Genomic DNA, 22,023 nt, shown 5'->3' on the forward strand with positions numbered 1-22,023 from the left:
CATCCTGCACCGGGATTCCAGCCCGGCGCAGGAACAAGATTTGGAGGGAGATGAAGACATGACCCGCATTTCAACCACCCATGTGGGAAGCCTGCCGCGCAGTCAGGAGGTCGTTGACTTCATCTTCGCGCGCGAGCGGGAGGAACCGTTCGATCAGGCCGCGTTCGATGCCTGCATGACCGCTGCGGTGTCCGGGACGGTGCGCAAACAAGCCGAGGCCGGGGTTGATATTGTCTCGGATGGTGAGACCTCAAAAATCTCTTATGCCACTTATGTGAAGGATCGCTATACCGGCTTTGATGGGGACAGCCCACGCAACGCGCCGGCGGACCTCAAAATGTTTCCGGGCTTTCTGCAACGATTGGCCGATGACGGCGGAACGCCGCAATATGCGCGGCCCATGTGTGTGGGTGAGGTGCGCTCGAAAGGGCAGGGTGAGCTGCAGAAAGACATAGACAATCTCAAGGCTGCGATGGCCAAACACACGGTCGAGCGCGGTTTTATGAACGCCGCTAGCCCCGGGGTGATTTCCCTGTTTCTGCAAAATGATTTCTACCCAACGCGCGAGGCCTATCTGGCCGCGCTGGCCGATGCGATGAAAGAAGAATATGAAACCATCGTTGGTGCGGGTCTGGATTTGCAGCTGGATTGCCCGGATCTCGCCCTGTCGCGCCATATGCTGTTCACCGATCTGTCCGACGATGAATTCGTGAAAATTGCAGACATGCACGTTGAGGCGTTGAACCACGCGCTGCAAAACGTCCCATCCGAAAAAGTGCGCGTCCATATCTGCTGGGGCAATTATGAGGGCCCGCATTGCTGTGACATCGCCATGGACAAGGTGTTCAAAACGTTGATGTCCACCAAATCTCGCTTTGTTTTGTTCGAAACCTCGAACCCGCGCCATGCGCATGAATGGACGGTGTTCCGTGACCGCAAGGATGAGATTCCGGATGACAAGGTTCTGGTGCCCGGCGTGGTCGACACCACGACCAATTTTGTCGAACACCCTGAGCTGATCGCCCAACGAACCGAGCGGTTTGTGAACATTGTAGGCGCCGAACGCGTGATCGCCGGATCGGATTGCGGCTTTGGCACCTTTGCGGGTTTTGGCGCGGTCGATCCGGACATCGCATATGCAAAGCTGGGCGCGCTTGCCGAAGGGGCTGCCCTGGTCAAATGACGCCGCTTATCCTTCTGCCCGGCATGATGTGCGATGCGCGGTTGTTCACACCGCAGATTGACGCTCTGTCAGGCAAATACCCGATCCTGTCCGCACCGATCGGCGGAAAGGGCACAATGCAGGCGTTGGCCGCCGAGGTGCTGGCCTATGCGCCCGAGCGCTTTGCTATGGCGGGGCTCTCCATGGGTGGCATCGTGGCGATGGAAATCCTGCGGCAGGCTCCGGACCGTGTGGCCGGTCTGGCGTTGATGGACACGAACCCACTTGCTGAATTGGACGAAGTAAAAGCCAGGCGCGGCCCTCAGATCGACGCCGTCGAAAGCGGCAACTTGCGCAAGGTGATGGCCGAAGAGATGAAGCCGAACTACCTGACGGACGGCCCGTGCCGCGCAGAAATTCTGGATTTGTGCATGGATATGGCCATGGATCTTGGGTCGGAGGTTTTCGTCAATCAATCCAAGGCTCTGCGTGATCGCCCGGATCAGAGTAATACCCTGCGTGAATTCACGGGTGCAGCGCTGGTTCTGTGTGGGCGCGACGATACCCTTTGCCCTGTCGCACGGCACGAATTGATGCACGGCATGATGCCGCAAAGCGGGTTGGAAATCATCGAAAACGCCGGCCACTTGCCGACTCTGGAACAACCGCAACAAACCACGGCGGCTCTGATCCGCTGGCTGGAGGCAATATGAACCAATCTCTGCTGGACCTGCTGAAAAAGGTCGACACGCCAACTGTTTGCAACGCCATCGAAGTGGCGCAGGGCAAGCGCGGTTTCAATGATTTTACTCGGGGCACGATGCAGTGCTCTGACCCTGATGCGGGTGCGATGGTAGGATATGCCCGGACCGCAAAGATTGCCGCCGTAAACCCGCCAACCGAGGCCTCCGACGTGATCCGCGCGCGCCGTATGGACTACTACCGGCACATGGCTTCGGGTACAGGTCCCGCCGTGACCGTTGTGGAAGACACGGACTATCCCGGCTGCATTGGTGCGTACTGGGGTGAAATCAATACGACTGTCCACAAGGGTTTTGGCATCAGCGGTGCGCTGACCAACGGCGTGATGCGGGACCTCGGCGACCTGCCGGCTGGATTCCCGGTGGTTGCCGGGTCTGTCGGGCCAAGCCACGGGTTCGTGCACGTGAAAGAGGTTGGAACTCCGGTGACAATCTTCGGCCTGTCCATCAATGACGGTGACCTTGTGCATGCCGACCGGCATGGCGCTCTGGTGATCCCGCCCGAGGTGGTGGACGAGCTTGAACAGGCAATCATCAAGCTGCTTGAAACCGAGAAACTGATCCTGGATCCCGCCCGAGCATCGGGGTTCGACTTCGACGCCTTCGAAAAAGCATGGGCGGCGTTCGAAGCCTCGCGGACATAAACTTGCGATCGGCTCTGGTGCTAAACCTTACAAGAAGACAACTTATCCGTTCGGTTGTTGTTGTCGCATTTGCGGCTGTGGTCATTCTGGTCACTATTGTTCTGTCCGTCGAATATAGCCGTATGCCATTCGTTCTTGGTCAGTTCGGCTATCTAGTACCTCCCGGCGGCGACGCTGTGAATGATCACGTCCGCCTGCACATTTTTGATATACCCCAGAGTCTTGATCAACGCCTTGTAGTTCCCGCCGTCGCGTTCTATGACCAACGCCCTCCACTTGGCGCTATCCGGGTAAGGCATGAGTAGCTCGTCGCCTCGCTGGGCGCGCGCACGATTTTTCGAAGCAAGGCATACTTCGCGAACGCAAGTAATTTGTTTGGCGTGATTGCAATGGTCAGTCTTCAGTTTATTCGAAGACGCCGAAATCCGACGCCCCAATGTCGCAAATTCTAACAAGATGTGCGCTCTGACCGACAGTCTCACAACGCCAAACTTGGTTTCTTCCGCAGATCATCACGGTTCTGGACCATTCCAAAGGAGGAGACCCATATGTCTGGGAATGAAGACAACATACGGCAGCCCGGCTTGGTGCTGGCCCTCGTGCCAATAGTGCTGACCCTGTGTGTGCTTGGGCTGCAATTATTCTATTTCGGTGACTTTACTCCACACATCCCACTGGCATTCGGAATCGCAATCACAGGCATCGTTGGCCTCATGTTGGGTCACAAATGGCCCAGTATCGAAGAGGGCGTGTTCCACGTTATCAATATCTCCCTACCGTCAGTCTCGATACTGATCACAGTGGGGATGATCATCGGAGTGTGGATCGCAAGCGGCACCGTCCCGACGCTGATCTACTATGGTCTCAGGATTTTGTCGCCCGAGCTTTTCCTCGCCGCAGGAATGGTTCTTTGCTCTATTGTCTCCGTTTCTTTGGGCACCTCGTGGGGAACGACAGGCACCGTCGGATTAGCGCTGATGGGGATTGGAGCCGGGTTCGGCATTCCAATGTATTGGACAGCGGGGGCGGTAGTCTCTGGTGCATTCTTTGGAGACAAGACCTCGCCTTTATCAGATACGACAAACCTGGCACCTGCTGTGACGGGGACTAATCTGTTCGATCACATTCGGAATATGCTTCCAACCACAGTTCCTTCCATGCTGATTGCACTGGTAATTTATTTTGTCGTAGGCTTCACTTTGATCGACACGTCCCAGGTATCATTTGACCGTATTCACGCGATCACCACCGCGCTGGACGACGCTTTCTGGATTTCGCCGATCATGCTGTTTCCGGCTGTTCTAGTCATCGTGCTGGCGGTCATGAAACAACCTCCGATCCCGTCACTGTTCGCAGGTGCCGTTGTGGGCGGCATCATGGCTATCTTCTGTCAGGGGGCTGGACTGCATGAGACGTTCACCTTCGCCAACAGCGGCTATTCGATCGATACTGGGGTTCCGGAGATCGATCCCTTGCTGAACCGCGGCGGTATTCAGTCTATGATGTGGACGATTTCACTGGTGCTGCTGGCTTTGGGGTTTGGCGGAGCGCTTGAACGCGTAGGTTGCCTTCAGGCCATCATCAAAGTTGTCATCTCAAAGGTGAAAACGTTTGCCGGTATTCAAACCTCAGCCATCTTAACCTCTGTCGCGACCAACACAGTTGCAGGCGACCCCTATCTGTCAATTGCACTGCCAGGGCGGATGTATGCACCGGTCTATCGCGCGATGGGCTATTCCCCGCTGAACCTGTCCCGGGCGGTCGAGGAAGGCGGAACTCTGGTGTCCCCTCTGATCCCTTGGAACGCGGGTGGTGCGTTTGTCATCACGGCGCTTGGCTTGGGTATCGCGGACGGCAACTTCGAAAATCTGCTGTATATTCCGCTTGCATTCGCTTGCTGGCTGTCACCGGTCATCGGTATCTTCTATGCCATGACAGGGCTGTTTTCGCCTAAAGCCAGCGAAAAAGAAATCCGCTCCTGGGAGGAAAGCGGCGAACCTGTTGCACAGATGAGTGCCTAATCTCTCTGCACCAACACCAAATGAGGTGTTGGTGTCCTTCATCCGCCTCGGTCGATACTGGGAGGAGAGCATATGGACCCGAGAAACTTTGTCCCAAAGGGCGCGGCCAGCTATCGCATTGACTATGATGGATCGGCCAAGGAAATCTATTTTCTTCTGCTGCCAAAACTGACAATGCTGGCCTTCAGCGCCGCAGTGGAACCCCTGAGGATCGCCAACCAGGTTACTAACAAAGAACTGTATAAATGGTTTCTGATCACTGAAGATGGAAATCCAGTTTCTTGCTCGAATGGGGTTGAAATTACGCCGGATTTTGCGTTGCACAACTTGCCGCGATCGTCGCGGCTATTTGTCTGCTCAGGTATTGAACCGGCCGAAAGTACCAACCCCAAGGTGCTGTCGTGGATCCGCCGCCAAAGAACCTTTGGATGTAATCTGGGTGGTATTTGCACAGGGGCTTTCGCCCTTGCCAAGGCTGGAGTTCTGTCAGGGAAAAGGTTCACATTGCATTGGGAAAACCACCCTGCTTTTGTCGAACATTTTGATGATTTGGAGCCATCGTCAAACCTGTATGAGATCGACAATGAGCTTATGACATGTGGCGGCGGAAATGCTGCAACCGACATGATGTTGGACATGATCGAATCCAATTTCGGAAATGACCTTGCGGTCATTGTTTCGGACATGTGCATTCACTTTCGATCCAACAATAGTAAAACGCTCCAGAAATCAGCCTTTTCGGTAGCTTTGGGTAGTCGCAACCAGTACCTGATCAACGCAATGCAGATCATGCAAGAAAACCTGGAAGAGCCGTTAGATATCTCTGAAATAGCAGAAGCCGTGCAGATATCTCGTCGCCAGTTAGAGCGTCTCTTCCAAAAGTATGTCGAAACTTCGCCTGTTCAGTTTTATCTAGAACTGCGCGTTTCGAGGGCTTACGCATTGCTCAGCGAAACCGAGATGGCGGTCGCGGAAATCGCGGCAGCCACAGGCTTTAGCAGCGCAACACAACTTACAGTACGATTCAAGAAACGCTACGGCGAGGCACCAACTTCATTCAGAAGGGGGTGGTCTGAAAGACGTGAATAATTCGCGTCCGAACAGTCATAATTTGAGGCATCTAAACGTACTCCAGTGCTTTCTCTGCAGCGACCCTGTTGCATGGATCAGAGCTGGGGCGAACTGACCCCAGACCCAACGCTTCAGAAAATGCGCTCATGTTCTGCACGACCGAGAGATGTCATGTGGTTCAGCGCTTTTGATGCAATTTTTGCTTCAACTACTTGAGTGGCAAGATCACGCGCTTGCAGGCGACGGGCATGATTGAACTTGTATGGCATCCACGGCAACTCCCGAAAATGAAAGCACCAGAGCTAAACTGGGAAGCCGATCCGTGCAACAAGGTCGCGCAGGACAACATTCCAGATGAAGTAATGGTGCGGGATAATGATCCTCGCCGCAGTCCGCCGGATAACCCTTTCAGCCATTGGGTAGGCTACATCCCAGAAAGCCCCGCATTGGTATTCAATAGAAACTGGCGGAAGATCGGGCTGCTTGCTGCTCCAATGCCTCGGGCGTTTTCACCAACTGCTGCAGCTTCTACAACCGGAGGAATCAATCCACGCTTGTCTTGGTTGAGGAGGTAACGACGAACCCGGGCAACTAACTCTTCGCGCACTTCCGATGGGAACGCGCCGTCTATGAAAATCGCCTCAAAGTCGATGACCGCGCAAATAGACAAGGCAGCCTTGGCAAGTTCCTGTGCTGTGGTACCAATCCAAGGCTCGACATATCGCGAAATGCTGCTCCAATCTTGAGGCTTCGTCCAGAGTATTTGGGGATCGACACCGGCTTCGATCAACCTGTCTTCGAGCAAGAACAGTGAGGCAGTGTCGATCAACTGCTGGCTTTCGCCTAAAGGCCCGGTCGTTCGCATCGCGCCCAAGGCACCTGCATTTCCCTGGTTGCCCTCAAACACGGTGCCGTTCAGCGCGACTCCGCCGCCGATCATTGACCCGATGAAGAAATAAAAATAGTCGCGATATTCGGCCCCGCGCCCATAAAGATGCTCGGCGTGACAGGCAGCCGTCGCATCGTTGACCACAAAAACTGGCAGGTCGCTGAACTTGGCGACCTCGGAAAAGAAATTCACGTTTTTCCAGGACCTGAATTTTTTGGCCGCAAGCCCAGACAGGTCGTGCCATTTCCACAGTTCGAACGGAGTTCCGATTCCAATCCCGCATACACGGTCGCGAAGTTTCTGGGGTTCATGGACCAGAAGCTCCTCCAATCCTTTCTCCAGAAACCCGAACACCGCTTCGGGCAGCGGATAGTCATAAGTCGTCGAGATTTGATGGCGCGGCTTGCCGGTGAAGTCGATCAAAAGAAGATCAGCGCTGCGGCGACCGATCTTCATTCCCACCGACAGGATGCCTTCGGGATTGAGTTCCATTGGGATCGAAGGTTTCCCTACCTTGCCCCTTAACGGCGTCCCACGTTTGAGAATCTCGTCCTTTTCGAGCTTACGCAGAATGATCGACACGGTCTGCGGAGACAGGCCTGTGAGACGCGCGATTTCGGCCCCGGCAGCAGGTCCATGCCGTTGTAAAACCGTCAGAATCAGGCGTTCGTTATGATCACGAACACCGCTCTGGCTTACCCCGCCGGTTAGTATTTTCAGCGCTTCTCTTTCCATAACATTAAACATAAACACCTTGTTTTCTTATGAAAAGATACGTGGGTAAATTAATAAATAAACTTTATTTATTTATTGACATAAGGGCTAGAATCACGGTTTCTTAAGCAGGACCTTCATTGGAGGATGGAGGCGCGCCTTGTCGCTATTCCGCACGGGGCCACAACAATTTTCTGGGAGGACAACATGAGAAATCTACTCAAGCTCGCCGCATCCGCGACTGCGCTGACTTTTGCCGCTGCATCCGCGCAAGCGGCTGGTGAAACCGTCTGCCTGATTACCAAGACCGACACCAACCCCTTTTTCGTCAAGATGAAGGAAGGCGCAACCGCCAAGGCAGAAGAGCTGGGCATGACGCTCAAGGCGTTTGCCGGCAAGGTTGATGGCGACCATGAAACTCAGGTCCAGGCCATTGAAACCTGCATCCTCGATGGCGCAAAAGGCATTCTACTGACGGCATCTGACACCAGCTCGATCGTACCTGCGGTCAAACAGGCGCGGGATGCGGGGGTTTTGGTCATTGCGCTGGATACACCGCTTAGCCCGATTGACTCAGCGGACGCGACATTCGCGACGGACAACTACAAGGCCGGTCTGCTGATTGGTCAATGGGCCAAGGCCAAAATGGGCGACGCCGCGGCCGATGCCAAGATCGCGACGCTGGATCTGAATGTCAGCCAGCCGACAGTGGACGTTCTGCGCAATCAGGGTTTCCTCGACGGGTTTGGTGTGGACCTGGCGGACCCGAATGTCATCGGTGACGAAACCGATGCGCGTCTGGTCGGCAGTGACGTGACCGACGGCAACGAAGAAGGCGGTCGCCGTGCGATGGAAAACCTTCTGGCCAAGGATTCATCGATCAACGTTGTTCACACGATCAACGAACCGGCTGCTGCGGGTGCATATGAGGCACTGAAATCCATCGGGCGTGAAAACGACGTGCTGATCGTTTCGGTCGACGGCGGGTGCCCCGGTGTCCAAAACGTCGAAGCCGGTGTGATTGGGGCGACAAGCCAGCAGTACCCGCTGTTGATGGCCTCGCTTGGTGTTGAGGCCGTGAAAAAATGGGCCGAAGAGGGCGTGAAGCCCGAAAACACACCCGGCAAAGACTTTTATGACACGGGCGTCGCGCTCATCACCGACCAGCCGGTTGATGGGGTCGAGTCGCTGTCGGTCGCAGAAGGCCTGGATCTCTGCTGGGGCTAAAGGCAGCCATATTGGGTGAGGCGCGCCACTGCGCCTCATCAATCCTCTCACCAGCCAACCGAAATTTCCTGTACACTGATTTCGTGGGCGCGATGCCAGCCACGAAAAGGGGGAGATATGTCTGAAGCAAACCAAAACACCCAGGAATTCGAAACCGCCGCCAGCGCTTCAGAAACCGTGGCGGAGTTTGAAGATAACCGGCGTGGTGTTCTGGGGAAGTTGCAGCATCTTCTCCACGTCAATCCATCCTTTGTGCCATTGATCGTTCTAGTTGGCGCGATCGTGATTTTCGGCCTGCTGCTGGGGTCCAAATTCTTCTCACCCTTTGCGATGACGCTGATCCTGCAACAGGTCCAGATTGTGGGCATCGTGGCCGCGGCGCAAAGCCTTGTCATTCTAACCGCCGGCATCGACCTGAGCGTCGGTGCAATCATGGTGTTTTCATCCGTCATTATGGGTCAGTTCACCTTCCGCTACGGCATCCCCGTACCCATTGCGGTGATGTGCGGGCTGGCAATGGGAACACTAATCGGGGCTCTCAACGGCTGGCTGGTCAGTCGCGTAAAGCTGCCGCCCTTTATTGTTACGCTCGGCATGTGGCAGATCGTTCTGGCGACAAACTTCCTGTATTCCGCAAACGAAACAATTCGCAGTCAGGATATCGAGGCCAACGCCCCATTCCTGCAATTCTTTGGCACAAAATTCAGCATCGGTGGTGCGACTTTCACGGTTGGCGTGATCTTCATGCTCGTTCTGATATTCGTGTTGGCTTACGCGCTAAAACACACGGCTTGGGGCCGGCATGTCTATGCAGTCGGGGACGACCCCGAGGCGGCCGAGCTATCCGGTGTGAACGTCCACAAAACACTGATGTCCGTCTACATGCTGTCCGGTTTGATTTGTGCCTTTGCGGGCTGGGCTTTGATCGGGCGCATCGGATCGGTCTCGCCGACCTCCGGCCAATTGGCCAATATCGAAAGCATCACTGCGGTCGTGATTGGCGGTATTTCACTGTTCGGCGGGCGTGGCTCCATTCTGGGGTCCCTGTTTGGGGCACTGATCGTCGGCGTCTTTACTCTGGGGCTCAGGCTTCTGGGCGCGGACGCACAGTGGACCTTCCTGCTTATCGGACTTCTCATCATCGCAGCGGTCGCAGTCGACCAGTGGATCAGAAAGGTATCGGGCTAATGTCAGACACAACTCCAGTCGTCCAGGGCCGCGGGATCGTGAAACGCTATGGCCACGTCACCGCCATCGACCATTCTGACTTTGAACTGCGCCAAGGGGAAATCCTTGCGGTTATTGGCGACAACGGCGCAGGCAAGTCGTCCATCGTCAAGGCGATTTGCGGCGCCACTATCCCAGACGAGGGCGAGATTCTGATCGAAGGGGAAAAGGTCAACTTCACTTCTCCGATCGACGCCCGAAATATGGGGATTGAGATTGTCTATCAGCAGCTCGCCATGTCCCCTGCTCTGTCGATAGCCGACAACATGTTCATGGGGCGCGAGATCCGCAAACAAGGGTTCATGGGCAAATACATGCGTCAGCTTGACCGTCCAGCAATGGAGAAATTCGCCCGTGAAAAACTGACCGAGCTTGGGCTGATGACTGTACAATCGATCAATCAGGCGGTCGAAACTCTCTCTGGCGGCCAGCGCCAAGGCGTAGCCGTTGCGCGTGCTGCCGCCTTTGCGACGAAGTTCATCATCATGGACGAACCCACGGCTGCTTTGGGGGTCAAGGAAAGCCGCAAAGTGCTTGAGCTTATCCAAGACGTGCGGGCACGTGGTATTCCGATCATTCTGATCAGCCACAACATGCCGCATGTTTTTGAGGTTGCTGACCGCATTCATGTGCATCGGCTGGGCAAAAGGCTCTGCACCATTGATCCCAAGGATTACACGATGTCCGACGCGGTGGCCTTCATGACCGGCGCCAAGGAACCCCCAAAAGAGGACGCCGCGTGATCGATCAAGATGCAAAGCGCGTTTGTGACCTGATTTCCTCCCGGAGGCAGGTTGGGGTTCGGACGATTGTCGCAATCGCCGGCCCCCCTGCATCCGGAAAGTCGACTTTGGCGGAAACGGTGGTGCAATCGCTGAACGCGCAACAAAGCTCTGCGGTTCCTTTAGCCACGCTGGTGCCCATGGACGGTTATCATCTGGACAACCGCGTGCTGGAAACGCGAGGCTTGCTGGCCCGAAAGGGTGCGCCGGAAACCTTCGATGCAGTTGGGTTCTGCACTGCAATCAGAGGGCTGCAATCCGCGCAGCATGAGTCCTTTCATCCTAAATTTGACCGCCAAATGGACCTGGCCATTGCGAATGCGATTGCCGTTCACCCGGAAACTCAGATTGTAGTCGTAGAAGGGAACTACCTTTTGATGAATAGCGACCCGTGGAGGACGTTGGCAGATGTGTACGCCGTAACGGTTTTTGTCAGCCCCACATTGGAGGAACTCGAAAACCGGTTACAGCATCGCTGGATCAAGCATGGCTTTGACCCGCAAACCGCGCTGCAACGCGCAAAAACGAACGATCTGCCCAACGCGGAACACGTCATCCGTGATAGCAGGAAAGCGGATATCACATTGAACCAGAATTACACCGAATTCGGGATGCGCTACGCGTTCTGACCCTGCGCAACGAAAGCTGAAACGATCCGTTGATGCAAACGCCTCTGGGCGATTTCAAGTGCAATCAAAATCACCCAATACACGATGAGGAAAGCTCATGAAATTCTTCGTGGACACTGCAGAAGTAAACGACATAAAAGAACTGATAAACTTTGGATTGTTGGATGGCGTTACTACCAATCCAAGCCTGATCGCCAAGTCCGGCCGGGATTTCAAAGAAGTCATTGCCGAATTTTGTACATTGACGGAAACGCCCGTGTCAGCAGAAGTTGCAGCTTTGGACACAGCTGGCATGATTGCGGAGGGAGAGCACCTTGCCGCGATTGCTGACAACGTCGTCGTCAAACTGCCTTTGACACTAGATGGCCTCAGAGCCTGTGCACACTTCAAAAGAGAAGGCATCAAAACAAACGTCACACTCTGCTTTTCACCCAATCAAGCGCTTTTAGCGGCGAAAGTTGGAGCGACCTATGTATCTCCTTTCATTGGCAGATTGGACGACATTAATCTGGACGGAGCCGATCTGATCCGTGATATCCGTACCATTTACGATAACTATGGTATTGAAACGGAAATCATTGCTGCATCCGTCAGAAGCCCCAATCATATTACAGAGGTGGCATTGGCCGGATCAGACATAGCCACAATCCCTCCGTCCGTTATCCGCAAATTGGTCATGCATCCATTGACCGATACCGGCATCGAGAAGTTTCTAAATGATTGGAACTCGACTGGGCAATCGATCCTTTGATGGATTGCCATTTTGTCTGGGAGGGAACGGCCTGTACCAAATGTTTTACGGCTGAGCGGCAAGGCTGCGCTTTGAGGAAGTAAACGCTCAAGGAGAGTCTTTCGGCTTTGTCAAGCAGGTCAATCTTAGTGGGAAATTGTCGGAACTCCTCTTAATGGCGGCATGAACACTACGGCCCAAAGCAGACATCCGCTTCGTCGTCAGCGCCGCTGTGCAGCTTCACCAGATCGGCCATTCACTGCAGTTTCAGAAACTAATTGTAGACGAACCTGACATTCAACTAACTTGTGTGGTCGACTTTTGAGTGCGCGCGTGGGCTAGAGAGGCATCATCCTCGACAGGCGTCAAGATAGCGGAAACAAGCACGCTTGCAGCGAGTGGTAAATGTTGGGATTCCCATCAAAGATGGATGTCACGACATTCCCATTCTCAGCCACCGCTGGAAACCAACCGCCATGCTTATGATTCAAGAACGTAGCACTCGCATAGGTCTAGCGCTTCCGGTACCAGATCTCGTCTTCCGGCATTTTGTCCACAGTAATCAGCGCGGTGACTGCTCCAATTGCTTCGGCGATCGACCACCAAAACCGGGAGCCGTTGGCAGCCTGGCCATCAAAGTCCAGCGGGTAGGCCAATCCACCTCCGGGTAATCAGTCATCATTCAATGCCTGTTCAATCAAGTGGCGCGCGGTGCCGGGCGCATTGGCTTCCGGCCGAACCGACAAGTCCCAATGCTGAAGCTGAAGCCGACCGAGTTCAAGCGAATGAACAGGAGCCGTTCCGGCAGGCCTGAACATCGGATTACCCGCATAGTTATGATCAATCTGCCATTCAGACGTGTAATGCTCAGGCAACCGCCGGTTTTCCCCAGCCGCGATCTTGTTGATGAAGAAGTCCAAAATGCGACCGGCTCGGGAGAGGTAAAATTCATCTCCGAACGCCTCATAGGCAGACAACATCGCTTCAACACCATGCATATTCGCATTCATTCCACGATAGGTGGAAAAAGGTGTCCAATCCCTATTCCACTCGTCGCAGAACAATCCCGTGTCTTTATCCCAGAAATGCTCGTCCAAGACCTCGCGGGCATCCGCCATCAGGCGGTCAGCCTCCGGGTGACCGGCCAGCTTCGCGCTTGCAGAGGCAAGAAGAACAAAGACATGTCCGTAGGCGAGCTTGCGATCATCCTTGATCTGATTACCCTCCAGCGCCCAGACATATCCGCCATAGTTCCGATCTCTGTGGTGGTTTTCGAGATATGCCATGCCAAGATCCATGATCTGATCAGCGCCCTGAAAACCTGCAAGATGTCCCAAGGCATATGAATGGATCAGACGCGCCGTCGTTTGCAATCCCTGAAACTCACCGGGCTGCGGGCCGCCATCGTGACCAAGAATGAAGAACCCTGGCCCGTTTAGGCAACTGGCGCTGAAGAACTCAAGCTGTCGCATGGCCTGATCCATCAACCAGTTACGGTGATTGAAGGTTTCAAGCCAATACCTCGGTTCGGAATGCGCGCCAGGTGGCAGAGGTTGGTCTTTGGTCATCTCTTTTATCCCGCAAGAGGAGTAATGTAGCGCGCACCGCGCCCCGGCAACAACGCTCGCGTCGCGTGCAGAATTGCGCTCGCACCAATTCCATGCAGATGATAGGTATCTTCAACCGTGCCAGCCTGTCTAAAGTGTTCCATCCCAAGGGATTCTGCTCCTTCAGCCCACCACTAAGACGTTGGATAGCAGCCAAAACCTTGCGTTTTGGAACAATTGGCAACCCAGCTCTACGAGGTCTTTCTCTGTTAACTCCGGAAGAGTCTCAAAATCGATTTCGACGTTGTCGAAATCCTTTGCGTACTTTTCTAAGCCGAGTTCAGCCAGCCAGCTTGCGACATCAGGCATGCACAATTCTCCACGGACTCAGCTTGCCTAATTTTGATATTTTCACAGAGCTTTTTGGATATGTTTCAAAGTTATTGGGAAGTAAGACACTTTATCCAAGCTCGAGTAGAGTTGCCTTCCGAAAGTGACCCCCCCATGGGCTTTGGTCCAACAATGGTGCTTATCAACGCCAATGCAGTTCTAGTCATCAATCCCGACCGGAATATTGCCTTTATCACGCAAGCACTCTCGCCTGTGGCTTTCTATTACCCATTTCCCGCGATCTATCTAACGGCCCAAAGGAAACATCCATCAATCTGAGCAGCTCTGCAGTTCAGTTTCCTGAAAACGAATCTTTAAACCTGAGAGCGGCATTCAGGTCAGGCGCAGGACTGCATCGCGTAAGAAACTGCGTCGGCCCTGCAGCGATCAACGTCTTGAGTCGGCGGACTGCTCCCTATAGGAAACGCCCTGCCTGCTAGCCGGCTGGCTGGACGCCTTTCCCATAGCGCTCTGAGACGAAGGTTAGTAACCGACCGTGAACCCAGCACGCGGAAACTTGGTTGATTGTGCCTCATCTACCAGCGCAACAGCAAAATCTTCCATCGATATCTCTGATTTGCCAGCTTCATCAACGAGCAGCGTGTCCGTTCCGGTTCTGAACGCGCCCAGGCGTTGACCGGGCTGCAAGAGGGCCGACGGGCTGGCATATGTCCAGTTTGCCGATGTTTCAGAGGCGCAGAGTTCCCATTGCGCCATCGATGCGCGGGCAATCGGAACGATGTTTTCAGGTAAGAAATCGGGGTCTGACAAAACCGTATGTGGACTTCCGTTTGGCAGATGGAGTCGCGCGGCGCCGCCAACGATGATCACCCGAAGGCCCGTGCGTGACGCAGCATTGAGGATCGAACGTGTCAGAGCGACAATCTCGCCTTCGCGCCCGGGCGGAGAGCGCAACGCGCTGATAGCCATTTCCTGCGATTCCATGGCGGCGGCGAGGGCTGCGGGGTCTGTCGCATCCGCGATGACTGGCCTGATGCTTTCCGGCAACTTGGCAAACGCTGCCTCGTTTCGGACAGCTGCTGTTACGTCATGCCCGCGTGCGAGCGCTTCTGTTACGACGCGAGAACCGACATCACCGGTGGCACCAAATACTATGAGTTTCATGGAAGTTCTCCTTTATACTGGATTGCGGATGGGATGTTTCGGAAGGTTGGGCGGGCGGACGCGCCCCGCCCTTTGTCCAAGCCAAATTGCGGCAAAAACAAGCACGGCCCCAGTGATCTGCATCTGTGTCAGCGCCTGACCCAGCAATGTCCAGCCGATCAGGACGGCGGAAAGCGGGCTCAGAAAACCAAGTACCGAGACGGCATCTGGCTCTATCCGAGAGATGCCGCGGAACCACAGGATATAGGTGAGCGCAGCCCCGATGAGAGCAAGGTAAAAGATGCCGGAGAGGTTTCGTGCATCCAGTGGAGGAAGAGGCGGCTCGATGAATACGGCCAGAAGCACCAGCAACAGACCGCCGGCGGTCTGTTGCCACGCGGTGAAGGTAAGTAGCGACACGGGAGGCTGCCATTTCCGGGTCAGGACTGTACCTGCGGCCATTGAGGCCGCTCCGCAAATCCCGGCTATCAAACCGATTGGATCAAGCGATATGCCGGACCCCAAGACGAGCAGTCCAACACCTAGGATGCCGATCAAGGCGGCCAGCGCCGACGCGGCTCGGATTGCGGTCCCGAGCAGCGGTGCGGCAAGGAATACGACGATCAGCGGCTGAACAGCACCGACGGTAGCCGCGATTCCCCCCGGTAACCGGTAGGCTGCGATAAAAAGAAAGACCCAGAACAGCGTGAAGTTCAGCGCGCCAAGAATAAAGATGCGCAGCCACCAATTACCTTTCGGCAATCGAGGAGCCAAAACAAGCAGCAGCAGGCCGGCAGGCAGAGCGCGCAGGGCGGCCATCGTCACCGGATACCCGGCAGGAAGAAACTCCGTCGTCACATAGTAGGTGCTGCCCCATACCAATGGCGCAATGGCTGTGATTCCAATGTCGAGATGTCTCATCGCAGATCTCCATTATCTTGACGTCAAGATATACTGCTTTATCTTGACGTCAAGATATAATCCCGCAATATGTATGCATGGACCACGTAGACCGCATCATTGCTCAATGGAACAAGGCCCGGCCCGACCTTGATGTCGGACCGATGGAAATCATCGGCCGGCTATCTCGTATGGCTACCAAGCTCCGAAGTGAAATGGATAAAACCTGGAAGGCACATGGGTTAAACGCCGCCAGCTTTGATGTCCTGGCGACCCTGCGCAGATCGGGTAAACCTGATGGCTTATCCCCTGGCGAGTTGCTGGACCTGACCATGGTGACCTCTGGAACAATGACCAATCGTATCGACCAACTCGTCAAACGCGGCCTTGTCGAGCGAGTGCCAAACCCCGAAGACAAGCGCGGGTTTCTGATCCGCTTGACCGAGACCGGTTTTGCGACAATCGAGGATGCCGTTGGCGATCATGTCGAAACACAGCATCACCTTTTGCGGGGGCTATCTCCGGCGGAAGCCGAAGATTTGAACAAGCTATTAAAGACGCTGGACGAAAGAGTGAACTCCGATAGTGGGACGAATTCACGCGAGTGATCGTATCTCTGGGTGCAACACACAACCGCGACCTGTTGGCCTTATGTCGCTCCGATGCGGACGGCCCTAAGCAGACCTTGAACAGAAATCTGAATTGCCGCGTTAGCAGACCGCGTTGCCAACATTCGCGGCAAGCGCACAGATTTGATACAGTTCTTAATGTTACCTGGGGCGGTCTGGCTCGTTGGGATTGCGCGAAATCAAGCTTTCTATTTCGTTCATTGCTTCAACTGGCAAGGCACCAAAGGTCAGTGCTCCCGAAATGCCTTCAATTTGTTCTTCTGTCCGAGCGCCCGGAATCGGTACGTATGTTTCAGATTGGCCCCATATCCACCCGAGAGCTCCTTGCACAAGCGTTCGGCCATTGGTGGTCAGCAGATCCCGAACCGCTTCGAGTTTTTGCATGAAGTCAGGGTTTACCCTTCCATCCGAATAGTACTCCATCCAGCTTTCACCGGATGCGCGCACGTCGTTTGGTGCCATGACACTGTTCTGATCGTACTTGCCCGAGAGCAACCCCATCGCAAGAGGTGAGCGGATTAGGGATAATAGCCCTTCCTCTTGGACAACTTGTTGCATACGGGGTGCGTCGAAAAAGACGTTCAACACGTATTCCACCGCCTCAAAACCATCTCGGGTTGAGGCCGCTCGGGCACTTTCGGAATGGTCGGTGCTCCAACCATAGGCGCGCAACTTGCCGGCCTCTTTAAGCTGGTCCAGTTCGTCAAATACCGCCTCCCCCTGGGCAATTGGCATATCGTTCACATGCAACAGCAAGAGATCGATCCGATTCCGTTCCAGCCGCGAAAGGCACCCATCTACGGCAAGGCCCACCTGATCCGGGGTGAAGGGGTCAAACGAAATCTGCCTGCTTGCCTCATCGATCCCAACCCCGATCTTTGTGACAATCAGGGCGTCGTGCCGGTGCTTTAACGCTTTGCCTAACAAACGTTCCGAATGCCCCGCGCCATAGGCGGCAGCGGTGTCAAAAAGCGTGATTCCACCATCCAGTGCGGCATGGATCGTACGAATAGAGGTTTCGTCGTCCGATCGGGTGTAACCCAGCGACTGTTCGCCCCAATACATCTTGCCGCCGATCGGCCAGCATCCCATGCCAAGGGGTGAGATTTCGGTGTTGAGAAAGTTCATCTGTGGCCCTCTTGACTGATCCTCCAGAAATAAAGCCGCGACTCTCTTTTCATCAATAATACAGAATGTAATCTTCATTTCATGGATGAAAGTAACTTTGACTGGGACAACCTGCGGCTTTTCCTTGCGGTTGCCAGAGCGGGCGGGCTTGGACCAGCCGCTGAACAGACCGGCAAGAGCGCACCCACCCTGGGTCGGCGCATGATCGAGCTTGAGCGCAACCTGGGAAGCGAACTGTTTCACCGCAAACCGCGAGGGTATGACCTGACCGAAGACGGGCAAGCGCTTTTGAGGAAGGTCGAAGGAATCGAAGCGCGTGTCATACCTGTCACGGAAAGCAGCCTTGCCACCGCGCCACCTTTGGTCAAAATCTCGGCCGGGAGTTGGGTGACAAAGGTTTTGATCGGCGCGGTCGGAAGGCTTACCCGTTCAATGCCGGTTCGGCTGCGATTCATCTCGGCAGAAGAGGTGTTAAAGATCGGACACCGGGAAGCCGCGATCGGCATTCGAAATCGCCGACCAGAAGAGATTGGCCTGGCGGGTCGCAAGATTGGGCGAGTTCGGTTTGCGGTCTATGCTGCGGATGAGAGCATTTCGACCTGGGCGCGCGTGATGTCCAAAACACCCTCGGCCAGATGGCTGCGGGCGCACGCGCAAGAGGGCGACGCAATCGAAGTGACGGCGCCGCAAAATGCGCTTGAGCTTGCAAATGCAGGTCTTGCCCGGGCGGTTCTGCCAACTTTCATTGGAAACACCCAGCCGGGCCTGAAACCGGTCTCACCTTTGATTGACGATCTGGAACATGATCAGTGGCTGGTCACCCATCATGAAGATCGGTTTCTTGCAGAGGTGCGGCATGTCATAGATCGCACCCACGCAGTGATGTCGGAAGCTTGTGAAAACGGATGAACCGATGCCTCAAATTCCTATTCACCTAACCGTTCCATCAACCGAGCACACACGCATCAGTCCTAAGAGACGTAAGGGCGGAGTTGTTAATGTTCGGTTAAAAATAACAACTCTGGGAAGACTGAAAGCTGCCCTAATCTGAACTCATTCCACCGACAATCTTGGTTAAGCCGGTTGCCAGAGCACCTTGGTTTAGATGATGAGAGCGAGAAGGAATTTTGTTTTGTTGAACTTTCTGAGAGTAAGCGTTTCCGCGCTCGCGTTAACTGCTTTCGTAGCCGCACCCGTCGCGACCGTTCTCACTGCCGATTACGCCTATGCGAAAAACGGCAACGGAAATGGTGGAGGCAAAGGTGGTGAAAAAGGAGGAAATGGAGGCGGCAAAGGCGGCGACAAAGGTGCTAAAAGTGGGGCGGGCTCAGACGGCAAGCTGAACCGGAAAAGCAGAAAATCCGCTAACAAAGGTGATAAGTCAAAACGCAGCGGTCGTTTGGGCCGGGCTGTCAAAGAAGATTTTCAAACGCTAGGTCGCAATCTACAGAAGAACGGGATCAAGGGCCTATTCAAAGGTAATAAAACCAAGCCGGTAGCAACGAGCGCAAACAAGTCTACTGTTAAGCCAGTACAAAAACCGCAAAGCAAGAAAACAAAAATTGTCGGCGATGGCACTCTCGCCCCGCGCAATCTTGGCAAACTGAATGGTGCTATTAATTCCAGCATCAACGCAAAGCTCGCGCATATTGCGAACGGTCAGTATGCGAAGGGTACAGGGCCAGTCAGCCTAGCCGCTGGCCTGGCCGTTGCCGACGCGAATTTCAATCATGTCATGGGTGAAGATTACACTTTAAGCCCAGCAGACGTTAAGGATATTGCTGCAGCTTACGATTACTTGGACGCTGCCTCTATGACGCTGGAAGAAGCCGAGAAGGTTCTTGCCGATGAGATGGCAAACCCGGGTGTGACTGACCCTGAAGATTTGGCAGACGCTCAAGCGGTTAAAGATGCGCACGACGCAATATTGAACGATGATGGCAATGCGATTGAGCGCCCAACCGAGGATCAATTGGCTGCCGCGGAGTCAGTATATGAAGCAGAGGCAAGCCTCCTGGGGAGTTACGAGGGTGACTTTTCTGAAGACGATGTTTTGGCTGCGGAGCAACAAGACCGCGTCCTAGATGCAGTACGATCCTCTAATCCCGACGAAGAAGCAGTAAAAGCTACGCTCGGTGCAACCGATAGCGAAACTGCCCATGTCGACAGCGAAGACAATGAAGAAGTCATTGATCAAACTGCGGGAGAGGATCAAACCTCCAACGAGGAAACCCAAGAAGAACTTGCAAATAATGGCTGAAGAACAGTTGGTGTGCCGTAGAATGGAATGCACTGGCAAAATTCGCTTCTGACGATAACCATCTGTCACCAGTGTGTGGAAATGAGAGGTGGTGCGAGGGGCTGGCTGAGGGGGTAGAAGCCGGCCCCTCTCCTTAGACTCGAGGGGGTGTGTGGTATTTCTGAACCCAAAATACGGGTTTTGCGAGTTGGACGATATTCGGGGTTTCCCGTAAAGCTGCAAGTTTGTGCGAAACGGTTTGTTTCCACAGCACGAACTATAAGTTTCTCAATGATTTGTAGGCACTATTTTGCCGTAATGCGATATTCACGATGTGGGCGGCATGTCTTGATTTTAGCACTTTCTGGTTTTTCAACTGGATTTGAGGGGGTTGCCTAGTACGGCTTGTCGCCCAGCGACCAACACGCCAAATTCTCAAAACTGCAAACTGCGTTTATAAAATGTCAGGATGTGTACGTATATTTCTTTTAACGGTCGCAATCAGAACATGTCACTCAAGTATCAAGTTGATGCGGCGCGCCTTGATGGGGTTTAGCGATTCTAATGAGGGGGTACGAGTTCGGAGCGTCGCACTTGCTGTCATCAAAATTCCTGTACCATCCGGGCAACATCATCGCGATTGCAAGAGTCGAACGTTGTGCTGATCCGCAAATGTGGCGGCAAAGTTAATACCATGGAGACATGTCGCAAACGACCGATGGTCGAGGATAGAAAGTCAATTATTCTAACGCATTATTGGAGTCCGTCTGTTTGAAATCTCCATAGTACACCCTGTCCTCAAATAGTGATTCTCCGGTTCATTCTGTGCGGCAAAGGCGTCATTTCTGCGAAACCCTAAGCCAGTTTTCAGCATAAGAAAGCAGGCCTTTTCTGAGAGCCTCGGGCTGCGGGACGGGCAGTGTTTCGAGGGAAGTGACCGTGCTTGACGGTTCGACAAGCATAGCCGCGCCCTGGCTTGTTCCGGTGGCCGTTTGGGAAACCTTGATTGGCACATTTGAAACCGCTGCCAGCATCAAAAGATAAGCTCGGTTTGCGGCGAAGGGGCCCTCGACGATGATCGGGCCCTGGTGGCCAATCTCTTCGAGGCAGCGGGACGTGACCAGCGCAAGATAGAAACTGACCGCTGCTTTGCGAAGGGATGTACCCAATGCGGGTTCCGGGCCAATCCAATGTAACTTGCGTCCGCGAAATGGCCCGCTTTCCGTGACAACCGCAGGAAGCAACATCGCCTTGTCTTCCAGTATCGTCTGCATGTCGGTATCCGAGGGATTTGGGCAACTCTGGCACCCGATAGCGATATCGTACTCTCGCCCGCCCATGAAGCGGGCCGAAGGAACAGCGTTTCCAAGGGCGTTCACATTGATAAGCGTGTCCGCATTCGGGTCGAGCGTGATCGGCTGCCCACCGATCGACATAGCGATAACCCAGGTACCGGTGGAAACAACCGATAACGGTGGCTGATGGCCAAGAATGTGCGGCAGCAGTGAAGCATTTGAGTCATGAATGCCGCAATGGACCGGTGTATCAGGGTTGAGCCCCGTGTGTGCCGCTATGTCCGGCAAAACTGTACCAAGAACCTCTCCGGGGCGGCGCGGCGGCGCGAGTTTATCCGCCACATCAAGTTCCACGACTAACGACGAGAACTGCCCTGCGTGGGGATTCCAAAGGTCAGTATGGCAACCAAGCGACGTGACATCCGTTGCCGCGACACCGGTCAATCGGTACCCCCAGTATTGAGGATAGGTCACGATCGTTTTTGTACGCGCTTTCAGTTCCGGATCGACCTGAAACTGCCAATACAGTTGCGCGCCAATGTTAAGGCCCATCGAAAGCCTGGGAGACCCTGTTTCAGAAAACGCAGGTCGAATGGCATCATAGGCATCAGCAAGCGTTTCCGGCCCGGTAAACTCATAATCCAAGATCGGCGCGGACAAGGAACCGTCAGCGGCAAGCAGGGCCACGCACGCCCCATGCGTCGTCACGGAGATGGCAGAGACGCCGTGTTCACGATGGAAATCCGCCAGCCCACGCAGGATAAACTCCCAATGCCCTTCGACGTCGAAATGCGGCCATGGGGAATCGTACAGCACGGTATTAGGCCGGGTGATGACAGCCAGCTCGGACATGTTGGCCGGATCGACCAATGCCAGTTTTGCGTTGGTTTTTCCGATGTCGATGACTGCGACGTGGCCCTTAACCATATGCACG

General features: G+C 54.4%; 24 protein-coding genes. 13 read left to right on the plus strand and 11 right to left on the minus strand.

What is annotated here, in order from left to right; all coding sequences use genetic code 11:
* Positions 1–58 precede the first annotated feature (58 nt).
* Genes ACR3EJ_RS21455 through ACR3EJ_RS21465 form a run of 3 tightly spaced genes read left to right on the plus strand, consistent with a single transcriptional unit; the run spans position 59 to position 2,567 of the window.
* On the plus strand, positions 59–1,183 hold the full coding sequence (locus tag ACR3EJ_RS21455; protein WP_170546307.1) for a cobalamin-independent methionine synthase II family protein: 1,125 nt from the start codon (positions 59–61) through the stop codon (positions 1,181–1,183).
* Positions 1,180–1,875 (plus strand): alpha/beta fold hydrolase, encoded by a 696-nt coding sequence (locus ACR3EJ_RS21460; RefSeq protein ID WP_170546303.1) that lies wholly within the window; start codon positions 1,180–1,182, stop codon positions 1,873–1,875. Before ACR3EJ_RS21455 ends, ACR3EJ_RS21460 begins: the two co-directional genes overlap by 4 nt.
* Positions 1,872–2,567, plus strand: coding sequence for an RraA family protein (locus ACR3EJ_RS21465; protein ID WP_170546300.1), 696 nt, complete (start codon positions 1,872–1,874; stop codon positions 2,565–2,567). The genes ACR3EJ_RS21460 and ACR3EJ_RS21465 overlap by 4 nt, the downstream gene beginning before the upstream one ends.
* A gap of 152 nt (positions 2,568–2,719) precedes the next feature.
* Here ACR3EJ_RS21465 and ACR3EJ_RS21470 read toward each other — a convergent pair whose 3' ends face one another.
* Positions 2,720–2,866 carry a hypothetical protein gene (locus ACR3EJ_RS21470; RefSeq protein ID WP_170546297.1) on the minus strand — a complete coding sequence of 49 codons (147 nt, stop codon included), beginning with the start codon at positions 2,864–2,866 and terminating at the stop codon, positions 2,720–2,722.
* Positions 2,867–3,115: 249 nt separating this feature from the next.
* Here ACR3EJ_RS21470 and nhaC point away from each other — a divergent pair, with 249 nt between their 5' ends.
* Together nhaC and ACR3EJ_RS21480 are read left to right on the plus strand one after the other, a co-directional pair.
* Positions 3,116–4,588 (plus strand): Na+/H+ antiporter NhaC, encoded by a 1,473-nt coding sequence (gene nhaC / locus ACR3EJ_RS21475; protein WP_170546294.1) that lies wholly within the window; start codon positions 3,116–3,118, stop codon positions 4,586–4,588.
* A gap of 72 nt (positions 4,589–4,660) precedes the next feature.
* Positions 4,661–5,677 carry a GlxA family transcriptional regulator gene (locus tag ACR3EJ_RS21480; protein ID WP_170546291.1) on the plus strand — a complete coding sequence of 339 codons (1,017 nt, stop codon included), beginning with the start codon at positions 4,661–4,663 and terminating at the stop codon, positions 5,675–5,677.
* 113 nt (positions 5,678–5,790) lie between these two features.
* On the opposite strand, the gene ACR3EJ_RS21485 is transcribed toward ACR3EJ_RS21480, so the two are convergent.
* Complete coding sequence (locus tag ACR3EJ_RS21485) at positions 5,791–5,928, minus strand: hypothetical protein (RefSeq protein WP_170546288.1); 138 nt, start codon at positions 5,926–5,928, stop codon at positions 5,791–5,793.
* 155 nt (positions 5,929–6,083) lie between these two features.
* The gene (locus tag ACR3EJ_RS21490) at positions 6,084–7,283 is read right to left on the minus strand and encodes an ROK family transcriptional regulator (RefSeq protein ID WP_170546446.1); all 1,200 of its coding nucleotides are present in this window, start codon (positions 7,281–7,283) and stop codon (positions 6,084–6,086) included.
* A gap of 186 nt (positions 7,284–7,469) precedes the next feature.
* Here ACR3EJ_RS21490 and ACR3EJ_RS21495 point away from each other — a divergent pair, with 186 nt between their 5' ends.
* The 5 genes from ACR3EJ_RS21495 to fsa all read left to right on the plus strand — a co-directional run bounded on the left by ACR3EJ_RS21495 (position 7,470) and on the right by fsa (position 11,878).
* Positions 7,470–8,489, plus strand: coding sequence for a sugar ABC transporter substrate-binding protein (locus tag ACR3EJ_RS21495; protein ID WP_029622083.1), 1,020 nt, complete (start codon positions 7,470–7,472; stop codon positions 8,487–8,489).
* 117 nt (positions 8,490–8,606) lie between these two features.
* Entirely contained in the window at positions 8,607–9,677 is a 1,071-nt protein-coding gene (locus ACR3EJ_RS21500; protein ID WP_170546286.1) for an ABC transporter permease, read from the plus strand.
* On the plus strand, positions 9,677–10,459 hold the full coding sequence (locus ACR3EJ_RS21505) for an ATP-binding cassette domain-containing protein (protein ID WP_170546283.1): 783 nt from the start codon (positions 9,677–9,679) through the stop codon (positions 10,457–10,459). The genes ACR3EJ_RS21500 and ACR3EJ_RS21505 overlap by 1 nt, the downstream gene beginning before the upstream one ends.
* A complete protein-coding gene (locus ACR3EJ_RS21510) occupies positions 10,456–11,127 on the plus strand; it encodes a nucleoside/nucleotide kinase family protein (RefSeq protein WP_170546280.1) in 672 nt (223 codons plus the stop codon). Before ACR3EJ_RS21505 ends, ACR3EJ_RS21510 begins: the two co-directional genes overlap by 4 nt.
* 97 nt (positions 11,128–11,224) lie before the next feature.
* On the plus strand, positions 11,225–11,878 hold the full coding sequence (fsa, locus tag ACR3EJ_RS21515; RefSeq protein ID WP_170546277.1) for a fructose-6-phosphate aldolase: 654 nt from the start codon (positions 11,225–11,227) through the stop codon (positions 11,876–11,878).
* A gap of 491 nt (positions 11,879–12,369) precedes the next feature.
* Here fsa and ACR3EJ_RS21520 read toward each other — a convergent pair whose 3' ends face one another.
* The 6 genes from ACR3EJ_RS21520 to ACR3EJ_RS21545 all read right to left on the minus strand — a co-directional run bounded on the left by ACR3EJ_RS21520 (position 12,370) and on the right by ACR3EJ_RS21545 (position 15,819).
* Positions 12,370–12,513: a hypothetical protein gene (locus ACR3EJ_RS21520; RefSeq protein WP_311201799.1), complete on the minus strand. Its 144-nt coding sequence runs from the start codon at positions 12,511–12,513 to the stop codon at positions 12,370–12,372.
* 15 nt (positions 12,514–12,528) lie between these two features.
* Positions 12,529–13,425 (minus strand): AGE family epimerase/isomerase, encoded by an 897-nt coding sequence (locus ACR3EJ_RS21525; protein ID WP_311201798.1) that lies wholly within the window; start codon positions 13,423–13,425, stop codon positions 12,529–12,531.
* 5 nt (positions 13,426–13,430) lie between these two features.
* Entirely contained in the window at positions 13,431–13,568 is a 138-nt protein-coding gene (locus tag ACR3EJ_RS21530; protein WP_170546275.1) for a hypothetical protein, read from the minus strand.
* A 19-nt stretch (positions 13,569–13,587) separates the two neighbouring features.
* Positions 13,588–13,773, minus strand: coding sequence for an SAM domain-containing protein (locus ACR3EJ_RS21535; RefSeq protein WP_170546272.1), 186 nt, complete (start codon positions 13,771–13,773; stop codon positions 13,588–13,590).
* Between the two features lie 504 nt (positions 13,774–14,277).
* On the minus strand, positions 14,278–14,919 hold the full coding sequence (locus ACR3EJ_RS21540; protein ID WP_170546270.1) for an NAD(P)H-binding protein: 642 nt from the start codon (positions 14,917–14,919) through the stop codon (positions 14,278–14,280).
* Positions 14,920–14,931: 12 nt separating this feature from the next.
* Complete coding sequence (locus ACR3EJ_RS21545) at positions 14,932–15,819, minus strand: EamA family transporter (protein WP_170546267.1); 888 nt, start codon at positions 15,817–15,819, stop codon at positions 14,932–14,934.
* A 77-nt stretch (positions 15,820–15,896) separates the two neighbouring features.
* Between ACR3EJ_RS21545 and ACR3EJ_RS21550 the strand changes: the two genes are divergently transcribed.
* Complete coding sequence (locus ACR3EJ_RS21550) at positions 15,897–16,406, plus strand: MarR family transcriptional regulator (RefSeq protein ID WP_170546265.1); 510 nt, start codon at positions 15,897–15,899, stop codon at positions 16,404–16,406.
* Between the two features lie 162 nt (positions 16,407–16,568).
* On the opposite strand, the gene ACR3EJ_RS21555 is transcribed toward ACR3EJ_RS21550, so the two are convergent.
* Positions 16,569–17,555, minus strand: coding sequence for an aldo/keto reductase (locus ACR3EJ_RS21555; protein ID WP_170546261.1), 987 nt, complete (start codon positions 17,553–17,555; stop codon positions 16,569–16,571).
* A gap of 81 nt (positions 17,556–17,636) precedes the next feature.
* Here ACR3EJ_RS21555 and ACR3EJ_RS21560 point away from each other — a divergent pair, with 81 nt between their 5' ends.
* Together ACR3EJ_RS21560 and ACR3EJ_RS21565 are read left to right on the plus strand one after the other, a co-directional pair.
* Positions 17,637–18,464, plus strand: a complete 828-nt coding sequence (locus ACR3EJ_RS21560; RefSeq protein WP_170546258.1) for a LysR family transcriptional regulator — start codon at positions 17,637–17,639, stop codon at positions 18,462–18,464.
* 223 nt (positions 18,465–18,687) lie between these two features.
* Complete coding sequence (locus ACR3EJ_RS21565) at positions 18,688–19,815, plus strand: hypothetical protein (RefSeq protein ID WP_170546255.1); 1,128 nt, start codon at positions 18,688–18,690, stop codon at positions 19,813–19,815.
* Positions 19,816–20,633: 818 nt separating this feature from the next.
* Here ACR3EJ_RS21565 and ACR3EJ_RS21570 read toward each other — a convergent pair.
* Positions 20,634–22,016: an FGGY-family carbohydrate kinase gene (locus tag ACR3EJ_RS21570; RefSeq protein ID WP_170546252.1), complete on the minus strand. Its 1,383-nt coding sequence runs from the start codon at positions 22,014–22,016 to the stop codon at positions 20,634–20,636.
* Positions 22,017–22,023: the final 7 nt, after the last annotated feature.

Source organism: Ruegeria sp. AB11, assembly GCF_056536325.1.